This window comes from Paenibacillus sp. MZ03-122A (assembly GCF_024213325.1).
GTDB lineage: Bacteria > Bacillota > Bacilli > Paenibacillales > Paenibacillaceae > Paenibacillus > Paenibacillus polymyxa_B.
In genome coordinates this window covers 119,617-133,221 of sequence record NZ_JANAVI010000010.1, presented here as the reverse complement: position 1 = coordinate 133,221, position 13,605 = coordinate 119,617, and the positions used below count along the sequence as shown (strand labels likewise).

Sequence of the window (13,605 nt, the reverse complement as noted above, 5' to 3'; positions counted from 1 at the left end):
GTGAATTCAACCTTTAGCATCCGCTGGCAATATGGTATGCGCTCCTTGCTCCTAATCGGATTGGCTGTGTACATTATCTCATTAAACCGTACGAATGCACTTCATTACTACCTAGCTCCCCATATGCAAAAGCTGCTCCTACTCTGTCCTGTACCACTCTTGTTCATCGCATTGGCGATGGCATTACACGGAATCATCGGAGAGCGGGACGGTGAGGATGTATGTGATTGTGAGCATCCGTTGCCGCAAAGCTGGTTCAAAAAAACACTCGTATATGGAATGCTGCTCATCCCGCTCCTGTTCGGTTCTCTGCTGCCCAATCAGGCACTTGGTAGTGATATGGCCGCCAAAAAAGGCATGTCCTTCACGTATCCCAATCCGGATATCCGACGAAAAGCAGATATACAGACCACAAAAGCATCCACCTCCTCCCTTTTATCAACTGCATCTTCTGTCCCAACTTCGCCCCCTCCAGAGGGAAAATGGAGTCAGGAAACGCTGGATAAGCTGTTCGTTCCGCCTGACAAGTACAATGTAGAATTCGCCGAGCTGGCGAAACGCCTGTATCAGCAACCTATCATACAGATCAAGCCGGAGGTTTTCTCCGAAACTATTGGCGCCATTGAGTTATATAAACAAGCTTTTGAAGGAAAAAAAGTACAGGTGACTGGCTTTGTCTATAAAGACGACAACCTGCCGGGTAAAGGCCTATTTGCAGTAGGAAGATTCCTCGTCATGTGCTGTACTGCCGATGCCATGCCATTCGGGATCATCGTCCAATCCCAGAAGGCCCCGTCCTTTGACAAGGATACCTGGGTGACCATTGAAGGAACACTGCATGCCACACAAAAGGGCAACGTTCCGGTACTTGAAATTCGATCCGAAAAAATAACCGCTGTCGAGCAGCCAGAATCCCCTTATGTCTATACCCAAGCAGACTCGGTAGCTACCTTTGATCGCTTGAACACAGTACACTAAACCCACCAAGGAGGGAAAATGATGAACAAAGTTCCTGTTATTTTAATCAGTGGTTTTCTTGGAAGCGGCAAAACAACGTTGCTTTTACGCCTGTTAGCCCATACTCGCCAAATTCCCCTTCGTGCTGCTGTTTTAATGAACGAAATGGGTGAATATGATGTAGACAGCGCTATAATTTCAGAGGAAATGCCTGACGTAACAGTAGAAGGATTGCTAGAAGGCTGCATTTGTTGCAGCAAAAGAAATGAGCTGGCAGGGGCTCTGCATACCCTGCTCAGCCAGAAGCCAGACCTGATCTTCATGGAAACCACCGGGGTAGCCAACCCCGAACAAGTACTGGAGGAGCTTCGCTCCCCTCTACTGGCAGATCGGCTTTATCTGGTTCACAGCATCAGTGTTGTGGATGCTGAGCTGTTCCATGAATACAATAGCCGATTTACGGCTGATAAAGAACTGGTTCGCACCCTGCACGGACAACTGCGCACCGCAGACTTTATTGTGGTGAACAAGACGGATGCAGCAAGTAGCCGTGAAGTGACGAAGGTCGTCAAGAGCATCCGCAAGCTCAACGATACGGCCAAGCTGCAAACTACTGAATATAGCCGGATTGACCTTGAACCACTACTAGAGCCTGTTCTGGCCTCCGCATCCGTTGCTGCGAAACCCATACAGACACTTCAACCTGCACCTGCACAAGTCCAGTTCACCGATGCAGGTGTACCGTCCGTTTCCATTCCCGTCAAAAGTATCGGAAGCACCAGTAGTGTCTCCAGAAGTACGGCTTTCAAAGTTATTGCGGCACACAGTCATAACCACGATCCTAAGCAGCCTCATTCGTTCTCCCGTCTGGAGAGCCTAACGCTGCATCAATATTCTCCTCAGCCACTCGAAAAACAACGATTGGAAAACCTTTTGACCGGGTTAGGTTCCTCGTTGCTTCGTGCGAAAGGTTACTGCGTGCTTCCTCAAGAAGGTACAATGCTTTTGCAATTTTCAGGAAATCACTTGGAGTGGCAGCCTACTGCACTTCCTGTGAGCCAGGGATATGTTACACTCATTGGAGAACAGCTTGACAAAGCCTCCATTACCGATCAATGGGAACAGTGCTTCGTGTCGCTGTAATCGACATATTCGGCTCGTAATGATGAAAATTTCCTTTGGTATGTCTACGAAATTAATAAGGCTGTTCCTTTGACTTTTAAAAGTCAGGGAACGGCCTTTTTTTCGTAACTATCATAAATTTGCATATAAGCAGTATGTACCTTATAGGATGCCATGTTGAAAATTGGGAATAAAAAAAGCTGTCGAGAATGTCTCGACAGCTTGAGTATGACTATGCAGAGTTATACATTAATTGCTTGGCGACATCCTACTCTCCCGGGGCCCTTCGGCCCAAGTACCATTAGCGCTGGAGGGCTTCCCGTTAATTCAACAAAATGTTATGGAGTATGATGACTAAAATATTGAAGCGTTCCGGTTGGAAAAGAATTCCATTCCCCTGAAAGATTATAAGAGGTGGAACCGGACTTAATCCCCGATTTTCGGATAATAGTCCCATTATTCGGCATAAATTGCGCTTTTCCGTTAGGATCACCTAAGACGTCGATCGTTACACCGTTCTTTTTCAGGACATAGCCTGTCGTTACATTGGTATTCGTTTCTAGTAACATCAATTCATCATTATAGTATGTCGCAGGAACAATGTCGAAAAAGTCATAAAAGATGGAATCGATATATATATAAGGCATGCCTTTCCAAAACGAATTAATAGGCTGGCTCCACACCTTGGGAGTATTTGTAGCTAAATTGTATTGATGAATCTCAAGTGAGTATCCTGCATTTTCTATAGGTTTAGAAGTATCTCCTACCGGATTGTAAAACAGCTCAATAGCAGTACGGGTTTTATCCACAGATAGATACTGGGAAAAATATAGATCCTCCGGTCCTTGAGGATTTGAGGTCACTTGGAATACAGCGGCAGATCCGTTCGCCCCGATTACCCAGAAGTATTGAAAAATATCCCCGTTCCATGTCCAAACCGTCCCATTAAGAGGGATTGGCCCAGTAAAGGTGGAATCTGCCGTACCCGAATAGATTTTAAATGAAGTTTCACCCGGGAACACTGTTGACATGTCATAAGTAATCGGATCTTTGACCCCTTGCTTGGTTCGGATTTGAACAATTCCATTCGTCGCCAGAGGAGCATTCGTTACCTGAAAATTATAGGTGGCTGTTCCGCCATGCCCGTCATTCGCAGTAATCGTTACCTTGGTACTTCCTGTCTGATTACCCGGAGTAAGAGTCAACGTTGATCCGTTAACCTCTGCATTTACCATACCGGTTGATTCAACAGTAGAAGTAAACGTCAGGGCATCCCCGTCAGCATCACTGAACAATTGAGATAGGTCGTAGCTTCTTGCATTCGTAACTCCTGCAGTCAACACTTGTTCATAAATGGTCGCATCTACTTGAGGCGGCTGATTAGAAGATGGGTTAGACGAACCGGATGATTGGACACTGACTTGGAAGGTGCTTGAAGTTTCCCCTCCACGGCCATCCATAGCCTTGATTTCTATGATTGTCGTCCCTGCACTTAGTGCCTGAATTTCCAATTGAGCTCCAGTGATTTCCGCCGAAGCAACGGACGGATCAGAAGAGGTTGCCTTAAAGGTCAACGTATCCCCATCAGGATCAGTAAAAACGGAACCTAAATCGAGTGAGTAGACCGCACCACCTACAGTAAGCGACTGGTCCGCAGGTTTAGTTTCTACTGGATACTGATTCTGTGGAGTTCCAGCCGTGACGGTGGTTTTGAAAGTTTCGATCATTTTCCCTCCCCAGCTATCTGTTGCTTTGATCGATACCGATGTACTACCGATCGTTAACGGTGTAAGAGTAAGCATATCTCCATAAACGGCAGCCGTCACAACAGTCGGGTCAGAAATGCTATGAACATCGTAAGTTAAAACATCGCTATCAGGACTGGAAAAGAAATCATTTAAGGACAATTGAATATCGCCTGTATTTATTTCCTTCATCTGTTCCGGAATCCCTGTGGAAATCGGGGATTCATTGACGGTAACATCAAAATCAGTAGTGACCTCGCCCCCGCGGTCATCTTTTGCTTTAAGCTGAATCGTTGCTGATCCTGAGGAAACTGCATGGACTGTGGCTATGTATCCGTTAACGGATACAACAGCAACTGACGAATCCGAAGATTCTGCCAAAACGTCCACAGGGTCGCCATCGGGATCGTGGAATACCGAAGATAAATCCAGGATATAATCCACATCGCCTAGATTCAGTGTCTGATTACCCGGCTTCTGGTCTATAACCGGATTTTGGTTAGATACAGCAGTTACTTCCATTTGAAACGACTGGCTTGTGCTACCTCCATGGCCATCAGATGCCTTAACAGATACTGATGTGCTGCCAATTTTTAACGGTGTAATGGTAAGCGTGTCCCCATTTAGCACTGCAGTCGCAACCGAAGAATCGGAAATATCAATGCTGTATGACAATGAAACCTTCTCATGGTCGGTAAAGAAGTCGTTTAAAGATAATTGAATGTCGTCTGAATTGATTTGTTTCGTCTGATCCGGAATTCGCAAGGATACCGGAGGTTCATTAACGGTAATATCAAAATCGGTCTTAACCTCGCCTCCAAGGCCATTTCCCGCTTTTAGCTGGATGTTTACTGTTCCTGAGGAAACCGCATGAACTGTGGCCTGGTTTCCATTAACGGAGACCGTCGCAATGGATAGATCCGAGGATTCTGCCGAGATGGTTAGCGGATTGCTGTCCGAATCAAGGAACACCGGAGATAAATCCAGGATGTAGTCCGCATCGCCCACAGTGAGCGTTTGGTTGCCCGGCTTCTGATTTACAACCGGATTTTGATTAGGTACTGCAGTTACAACCAATTGAAACGACTGGCTTGCGCTGCCTCCCCGACCATCGGATGCCTTGACGGTAACTTGGGCATGTCCTACAGCTGCCGGAGTTAATACCAATTGATCACCCGTCAGGGTAAAGGTAGCAATGGAAGGATCATCGATCGCAACCTCATAAGTCATAGGATCATTTTCAGAATCCGTAAAAAACGATCCTAAAGATAAGGTTACGTCGCCGCTCCCCAACTGTTCGTTTTGATCGGGGATACTCAATGAAACAGGAGATTCATTGACACGGACCTTGAAATTCGTTCCCGCTTTTTTCCCGGCCTGGTCATCTGCGGCGATCGTAATGGTCGCAGTCCCTTTGCCAACAGCCTTGATAAACAGGTTTGTTCCCTCTACTCGGACTGTACTGATTTTTGTACTAGACGACACTGCCGTATATTTGAGCTCGGACTGCTCCTCGTCCGTAAAATGACCAAGTAAGTCAATCTGAAGTTCAGAATCGCCCACCGTTACGGCTTGATCGTCATATTTGGTCACTAACTTCGGTGCTGTATTGGTCACAACCGTAGAACGCGAGCTACCAGAAGAAGTTGTAGTGACTCCAGTGACTCCTGATACCGTCGAAGAAGACACACCTACTGCAAATGAAGTATTCGTGACTTGGCTGGAGGAGCTTACACTAATATTTGCAGCAGAGTTATTTACTTGTAAATTTGAAATAGTTCCAGCTACCTCCAGACTGATCGGAGAGGAACTGTTCACAGCCAATGTATTAATGGAGGCCTGGCCTGTCAGAGCTACGGGCTGATCACTGTTGACCGACAGTTGCTTAATAATCCCCTGCAACTCTACTTGCTTGGCACCGGTAAGAACATTCAACTGCTGTATCGTTGAGGATGAATCATTTTCAATCGTTGCATTGGAAATCAACGACATTTGATCCACCGTCGAATTTCCTTGAATGACTACGTGGACATCCTGTTTGGATACCTCGACATCCTGCAGCTCAGATGTGTTAAACAATACGGTGTTCTGGTCACCGCCCTGAATATATGTTTTTCCTTGTACCGTAAATTTAGAGGCATAGAAATCATGTTCAAGGCTTGACGTAACTGTAAAACTATTTTTGACATTCAAATTCATAACCGAAATGTAATCACCGTCAATAGTTAAATCTCCGTCAATCGAGGAGTTATGACCATCTAATACAAGATTGCCGCTGAATTCGGAAGCTTGCCCTATCGGAGCTTGCCCGCTCGCATGGATGACCAGTTTGGTGATCGATTCAATGGTCCGCTGTGATGCTACAAATTGAATATCTGCTCCTTTGAGAATCTCTTGGTTAGAGGTTTGCAGGATTCCTTTAACTGAATCCGAGAGTTTATATTCAATCCCGTTAATCCAGGCCTTTCCATCCTCTACTTTTTGGAGTTGGACTACATGGTCCTTAGGGAAAAAGGTAGACATCATATACTGGGCTATATCTTGGCGCTGAACGGACGATTTAGGTTTGAAACCGGACTGATCCGTCTTCATGGAGCCCGACTGTAAAGCCGTATTAACGTATGGCCGTGCCCACGGACTGACCCGATTCCAATCAGTAAGTTTAGCAGACTCCGTGGCGTCAGCTGTAATAGGAAGCCCGGCGGCCCGCATAAGCAGAACCGCAGCCTCCTCTCTGGTAACTGCCGCTTTGGGTCTGAATTTGGAGCCGTCGTCTCCATTCATGAGTCCTGCACGATGTACAGCCTCAATATAGGGACTCGACCAACTTTTCGGGTCTACATCCGAGAAACTGCTGCTTGCTGCTTTAGAAATAGAAAGTTGCAGAGCTTGAGTTAATAGAACCGCCATTTCTTGACGGGTCAACAAATCCGTTGGCCGATAGGATCCAGATGGGTCACCATGCAGAAGTCCAGCTTCAATGGCTCGCAGGATGTTTGTCTTTTGCTCTGAAGCAATATTATTGATGTCTTTAAAAGGCAGACTGGCCAGAGCTGCTCCGTTTGATGCACCGCTGGCAGCAGATGCAATCGTCTGCAAAGCCGTTGGAGCAACAAGTGCAGCCAAGGCTAATGTAATCAGCCATTTATTAGGTTTAGAACTCATGATGTTCCCTCTATTCTTTGTATTCATTATGGTGCCTCACTACTAAAGATGCCGATATTATCCGTATAATCGGTTCCTTCATCAAACCATTCACTTGCCTCGTAGTCTGCATTTCCATGGGTAACATCGGATTGTCTAGCTAAAGTGGTATGAGGCTGAAACACTGCCGTATCAATCAACTGATTATCGTAATAAAGCGATAAAGTAACAGGTGCTGAATCATCGTTATAAAATCCCATGTCCGTGAAGTAATCTACATGCGCATCACCAAAATACATGGTATCTCCTATCACGAAAGTAGCTCCACCTGGAATAAAAGCACCAGCGTCTTGACTTATTTCGATCGAATTTCCACTATCACTGCGTTCAATTCTAATTTTTGAAGCATCCAATTCCTCAGAACCCGCATTATAAAGCTCAATAATTTGCATCATAGAGTCGCTCTCCCCCCATGCCAACTCGGAGAAGAAAAGTCCCTTCTTTTCTCCAGCAGTGACTTGGAAGATCGTTTGAACGGTTCCCCCCTTCCCATCATCTGCGGTAACTGTGACTGTAGCACTTCCCACTGCAAGCGGAGTAATTCTCAGTTGGTCGCCTGTAACGGAAACCGTTGCTACGCTAGGGTCCGATGAATCAGCGGAATACGTCAGTAAGTCCAAATCTTCATCTGCAAAAGTTGAAGCAAGTCCAATAGTTGTGTCCACAGCACCTGCTTCTGTAGAAACATCATTAATCGTGCTTTGAACAACAGGAGCGTGATTAGCAGCAGGTGAAGGGGTCACCGTTAGAGTGAAATTCGTATCCACTGTACCCCCGTTTCCGTCATCTGCCGTTACCGTAATCGTGACCGTACCCGCGTTCACTGGCGTAATTTTCAGCTCGCTTCCGTTTACTGCTGCTGTTGCCACGCCCGTATCCGTCGAGGTTGCGGTGTATGTCAGCGCGTCGCTGTCTTCATCTGCAAACACACTCGCAAGGCTCACCGTCTTAACTCCATCCGCGGCTCCTGTCGTCACATTGCTGATCGACGTTTCCACCGTCGGCGCATGGTTCACGGCTTCCGGGATCACCGGCGTGATCGTCACGTTGAACTGGCTGTTTATTGTCCCGCCTTTGCCGTCGTTCGCCGTAACCGTGATCGTGGCTGTTCCGGCGTTCACTGGCGTAATTTTCAGGTCGCTTCCGTTTACCGCTACTGTCGCCACGCCCGTATCCGTCGAGGTTGCTGTGTACGTCAGCGCGTCGCTGTCTTCATCTGCAAACACACTCGCAAGGCTCACCGTCTTAACTCCATCCGCGGCTCCTGTCGTCACATTGCTGATCGACGTTTCCACCGTCGGCGCATGGTTCACGGCTTCCGGAATCATAGGCGTAACCGTTACGTTGAACTGGCTGTTTATGGTCCCGCCCTTGCCGTCGTTCGCCGTAACCGTGATCGTGGCTGTTCCGGCGTTCATCGGCGTGAGAGTCAGCTGACTTCCATTCACTGATACCGTCGCTACGTTTGTGGCTGAAGTTTCTGCTGTGTAGGTCAGCGTGTCTCCATCAGCATCGGTAAAACTATTTGCCAAATTAATCTCTTTAGGCTCATCTGCTGCATTTAACGTAATATCAGTAAACCCGGTAGTAACGCCTGGCGCATGGTTAGTCACTGATTTTGTTGAAGTTCCACCTCCGGAGGAAAATGTCACGCTGCTCGACGTAACTGTAGTCGGTTCTTGAACCGTTCCGTCAGCGGACTGAATTTGTCCAATCTGCTTTTGTACTTCGCTGTAATTTTGGATAACTTGTGAAACGGATGCATCTTTAGGCAGCTTAATCATTTCAACTTTAAAATTCGGGTTCAATGTCACTTTAGCGTTTGCGTTGGCAACTTGAAGCTCCCCGATTGTTCCGGTTCCTTTAATAGAAATACCATTGCCGGAATTCACATTAAGATGGTTTACGTTTCCATTCAGCTGGATATTAGAAACACCGTCATTAAGCTCGATTACTCCTTTGATATCCCCTTTAATCTGAACACCATCACCTAAAATTCGAAGCAGGCTGCTTTCCGGTAGACCATTGGTGTTTAACACAACATCTTTTTGCACGATTTCTAATTGTTGCAGCCCGTCCACATTACGATTGCGCGAATTAAACTTTAATTTAGCTCCTTTTAGCGCATCTTTATTGGAGTTTCCGATTAACTCTTTCAAATTCCCCTCTATTAAATAAGGAACATTATCGATTGTTACAATGTCCCCATCAATGCTATTGATCGTAGCTGTTTGCTCTTGAGATTTGAAAATATCCAGCAGGAAAGGAGCAATATCCTCCCTTTTTACTTCACCGGTGGGATTGAGCTTGCTGTCATGAATGTCAATTAAACCCAGGCGAAGTGCTGTATCTACCGATCCAGCTGCCCATTGGCTTACCAAGGACTGATCTTTGGGTAAAATGCTTGATCCGCCCTCTGCATTAACCCCTCCGACTGCACGAACAAACACAGCTGCCAGCTCTTCACGTGTAACAGGATCGTTCGGACGGAAGTTTCCTAATCCATCCCCGGATAGAAACCCGGCTTTTTGTGCGGCTTCTATATATGGGGCAGCAAATTGTTTACTTTGCACATCTTTAAAAGTAGAAGAACTCGAAATAGGGTCCAATTTTAAAGCTCTGACCAATAATACTGCGAGTTCCTGACGAGTTAATGTTGCTGCAGGGCGAAAAGTTCCATGAGGATCTCCCGATAAAAGCCCTTGGCGTACAGCTTCTTGGATGGCCGCCATTTTATCACTCGTCACATAGGATGTATCTGAAAACAAATTATTGGTAGGCGTTGCAGCGTAAGCAGAAGTACCAAACGCCGCCTGAAGAGCAACAAGAGCGGCTGCCCACTTAAGTGAATAAACTTTCAATGGTTCTACCTCCTAATTTACTTTTGAGTCAAACGACCCTATTCGATCTTCGAAATGTTTCTACATAATTCAAAGATAATAAAGCTTATTCACTGTATTTACCGATAAAAATGTGTTTATATTAATCTTTTATTCATATATTTGTCGAAAATAAGTGATTTATGTCGTTTTCAATTAATATACATGAAACCACTGAACCAATTCTGAACAAAAGCTTATCTATAATGATGCCTAGTTGTATCAAGTCTCTAACTATATCCTTCAAATAACTTATTTCCGCAAATGATTTATCGGAACCCTCCCTTAATCGCGACTCTTGTGCTAAAAAAAAATAATCGCAGGCTAGATACCTGCGATTATTTTTAAATTAAGACAGCCTATGCGAAGTATAGAATTACGTTTTAAAATGATTAGTTACCAAGATTAGCAATGCCGCTACTGAATATCTTAAAACGTTATATTCGTATCTTTTTTTCATCATAACCCTCGTCGACTATTGTTCATCTTCATTTAGCATTAAAAAGCAGCAGCTTCATGGACTGTTACAGAAGAGTGTTAAATTCGAGACTTGAAAATACATTTGTTATTCGCGTTGTTTCGGATGTAACTATCCGTAAAAAATAAAAAAGCTAGGTTTACGAATTATTGGCATAATCCGTAAACCTAGCTCTCGACGAGTCTTACTTAAGGTTATATTTTTTGTTAAAGCGATCCACACGGCCACCGATATCCACGTTTCTTTGTTTACCAGTGAAGAACGGGTGGGAAGCGGAGCTAGTATCTACACGGATAACTGGGTATGTGTTGCCATCTTCCCATTCCATCGTTTCTTGCGAATATTTAGTGGAAGCACTCAGGAAAGTAAATCCACAGCTAGGGTCCAAAAAGATAACTTTGTTCAATGTTGGATGAATATCTTTTTTCATTAGTTTCACCTAATCTTTCATGTAGTTTTAGTTTCAAACTCAAACGTACTGGCGCAATACTCCATCAGTTGGCAAAAGAAACGGTTATGTCCCAGAAAAAAAGACGACAGATCATAACGTTTGCGCTCAAGCTCGTAAACGACAAGCAAACGATGCCGCATATACGCATCGCCCATTGCACGAACGCTCCGGATCTTTCGTCAGCCTTCATCGTTATATAAGCATATAGTGAATGGTCCTCCGGCTCGTCCCAAATGCTGACACCAGCACAGGAGAACTCGGTAGCCACGTGCTTTCGATTCAAAAGGCAAAGCGTACCATGTAGCTTGGCATCTAACATACAGCCTTGAAAAAAAGCCGTTTTCTTAGGTGCAAGCTTTAACTTTGGACGCTCTGTCCACTGGACTAATTCAAGTTTTCGCCGGTTCCATAACGCAGGCTTTTGCAAACTTAACAGGCTTCGCTCAGGAAGCAGAATCATTCAGGTTGCTATGCAGCAAACCTCAAATTATCTAGTTTCACGATGGATCGTGTACTTTTTCAGACGCGGAGAGTATTTTTTCATTTCAAGACGCTCCGGATGATTTCTTTTGTTCTTGGTTGTTGTATAGTTGCGATCACCGGATTCGGTGCATGCCAAGGTAACAATTACGCGCATTTCTCTTCCTCCTTAATTGGAATACATGGTATACAATTACAATAGTAATTTTTACGATTAGTTCTATTCTATAATTCATGCTCCGCTTTGTCAACCTTAGAGTCACGGTTTGTCGCTTCTTCGACCGTGTTCCAGCGATTACGGTACTGTGCAAGCTTATGATGAAGTTCCTGGGGTTCGCTCGAAAGCACCAATCTGACATTTCTAATCCATTCTCCAAATGATGCATAGGAAGCGCACAAATTTGCAGTTTCAGGACTCATGTACAAAAAAAGTGGGGTCGTATACTTTTCCGCCAAAAAACGGATGGCTGCTTCAATCGGCGTATACTTTTTACGCTTACCTTCCCAGTTCTCAATCACAACAGCACTCAAAGCTTGCTCCCGTTGCCACTCTCCCAGCTCGTCCACCCGCTTGTAATACGAACGTACCGGCTGCTTCCACATTCTTCTGACGGTTTCTTCATGTAGCGGATACAACACCAGCTTTGTAAAAGATAATGCAGCCCCCGTTTCGGCAAAAAGCTCCAGCTCTCTGGCTGTAATCTGCTCGAACGTATCATAGTAGACCATGGTCCCTTTATGCGTCTCGATCGGAGGCTCATAACCATAGGGTACATATTGAAGGTTTCTTGTCATGCCGGACACTCCGTCCTTCCATAATGAACTTTTCCTTCTATATTATACCCTTGTTTTGGCATGAGTTTACATCAAATGTTTATCCTTGCTCAACAGCAGGCGTATTACGGCGTGAACCCCTTCGGAATTGCAACGCATAAAGTCCCATCGTCACAAGCGCAATCAGTGCAAGCACCGTAAAAATATTGCTAAAATTGAATACCTGCACATTAGATACGACAGGATTCAAATGAAAGGACGACGAACTATCCAGCGTTTTGCCCAAAATACTTGTCGTGATCGCCCCGGCAATGAAATTCAGCAGAGATAGCAGCCCCATTCCAACACCAATCTGGTCTTTCGACAAGGTACGAGAAATCGTGTTGGACATGGCAATTTGCATGAAGGTCTGACCTACGTTTCCGAAAATAAGCAAAAATAAAATCAGATACGGAGAGGCACCCACAAATGTAGACAAGCTGATAAAACAGATAAACAAAAGCGATACAGCTGTATAGACGAGAAACGAATTTCCTTTGCTATCCGCCAAACGCCCTCCTCTTTTACCCAATAGAGCCGAAGCAATAGCAGCCGGAAACATAACCAGTCCAATTATTGCCGGCGTGAGCTGATTGAGACTGTTCAGAAACTGCGGCGCCAAGTACGGCAATCCAAAGCTAATCCCCGTCCCTAAAAAAGCGATAAGGAGCCCGTATGAATATTGCTTGTTACGGAACAGCTTCGGCTGGATGAATGGATCATGCGCAGTGTTAATGCGCCATATAAACAGTGCGAATAACACCACACCTACCAGAAAAAACATCATATTGGTTTGCGAAATCGAAAGTAATAAGAAGGCTACTGTTCCACCCAGTAATAATCCACCAAGAAAATCGAACTTCTGATCCTCTCCACGCTGATCGTCCAAATATTTGCGGAAGAACGGCAATGCGATCAGTGGCAGCATGGAAATGACGAACAAAAAACGCCAGCTTGCAAAGCCTGTGATCAAACCGGAAATAATCGGAGCCAGTGCAGTACCTAACGCCAAGCCGATTGCTGTGACGCCTAAAGCACGTCCCCTTTTTTCAGCCGAGAAATAACGGACTGGGACGATCATAGCAGTTGCCGGAATAACAGCAGCCCCTGCAGCCTGAAGCAAACGAGCTACAATGAGCATCCAAAATTGATTGGCCAACAGTCCAATAAGCGAACCCAGTGCAAAAAAGATAATCCCAAACGTCAGCAAATCCTTAAGACGATATTTATCTGCCAATTTGCCGTAGGTCACCGAGCCAACTGCATACACGATCATATAGCCAGTCAGCAACCAACTTACATCGGAAGCACTAATATGAAACTCCTCTCGAATCACAGGCATAACGACATTAAACATAAACGCGTTCATCACTGAAAAAACAAGTGTGAAAGCTAGCACTCGCATAAGCTTATCCGCATTGGGATAAGTTTGTTCATTTATCATTTGGTTGTCTCCCTCTCCTGTAAACCTCTTAT

The 13,605-nt window shown here is 45.2% G+C and carries 9 protein-coding genes; 2 read left to right on the top strand and 7 right to left on the bottom strand.

The window, feature by feature from the left end:
• Together NLX74_RS19940 and NLX74_RS19935 are read left to right on the top strand one after the other, a co-directional pair.
• On the top strand, nt 1-978 hold the full coding sequence (locus NLX74_RS19940; protein WP_254329756.1) for a TIGR03943 family putative permease subunit: 978 nt from the start codon (nt 1-3) through the stop codon (nt 976-978).
• 18 nt (nt 979-996) lie between these two features.
• Nucleotides 997-2,100, top strand: coding sequence for a CobW family GTP-binding protein (locus NLX74_RS19935; RefSeq protein WP_254329755.1), 1,104 nt, complete (start codon nt 997-999; stop codon nt 2,098-2,100).
• 317 nt (nt 2,101-2,417) lie between these two features.
• Here the strand turns inward: NLX74_RS19935 and NLX74_RS19930 are convergent, their stop codons facing one another.
• The 7 genes from NLX74_RS19930 to NLX74_RS19900 all read right to left on the bottom strand — a co-directional run bounded on the left by NLX74_RS19930 (nt 2,418) and on the right by NLX74_RS19900 (nt 13,573).
• The gene (locus NLX74_RS19930) at nt 2,418-6,989 is read right to left on the bottom strand and encodes an S-layer homology domain-containing protein (protein WP_254329754.1); all 4,572 of its coding nucleotides are present in this window, start codon (nt 6,987-6,989) and stop codon (nt 2,418-2,420) included.
• Between the two features lie 26 nt (nt 6,990-7,015).
• The gene (locus NLX74_RS19925) at nt 7,016-9,889 is read right to left on the bottom strand and encodes an S-layer homology domain-containing protein (protein ID WP_254329753.1); all 2,874 of its coding nucleotides are present in this window, start codon (nt 9,887-9,889) and stop codon (nt 7,016-7,018) included.
• A 680-nt stretch (nt 9,890-10,569) separates the two neighbouring features.
• On the bottom strand, nt 10,570-10,815 hold the full coding sequence (locus tag NLX74_RS19920; protein WP_013310118.1) for a type B 50S ribosomal protein L31: 246 nt from the start codon (nt 10,813-10,815) through the stop codon (nt 10,570-10,572).
• Nucleotides 10,816-10,832: 17 nt separating this feature from the next.
• A complete protein-coding gene (locus NLX74_RS19915) occupies nt 10,833-10,991 on the bottom strand; it encodes a hypothetical protein (protein ID WP_254329752.1) in 159 nt (52 codons plus the stop codon).
• A gap of 332 nt (nt 10,992-11,323) precedes the next feature.
• Entirely contained in the window at nt 11,324-11,473 is a 150-nt protein-coding gene (rpmG, locus tag NLX74_RS19910) for a 50S ribosomal protein L33 (RefSeq protein WP_007430271.1), read from the bottom strand.
• A gap of 68 nt (nt 11,474-11,541) precedes the next feature.
• Nucleotides 11,542-12,111 carry a hypothetical protein gene (locus NLX74_RS19905; protein ID WP_235308233.1) on the bottom strand — a complete coding sequence of 190 codons (570 nt, stop codon included), beginning with the start codon at nt 12,109-12,111 and terminating at the stop codon, nt 11,542-11,544.
• Between the two features lie 79 nt (nt 12,112-12,190).
• Entirely contained in the window at nt 12,191-13,573 is a 1,383-nt protein-coding gene (locus NLX74_RS19900; protein WP_061831361.1) for an MFS transporter, read from the bottom strand.
• Nucleotides 13,574-13,605: the final 32 nt, after the last annotated feature.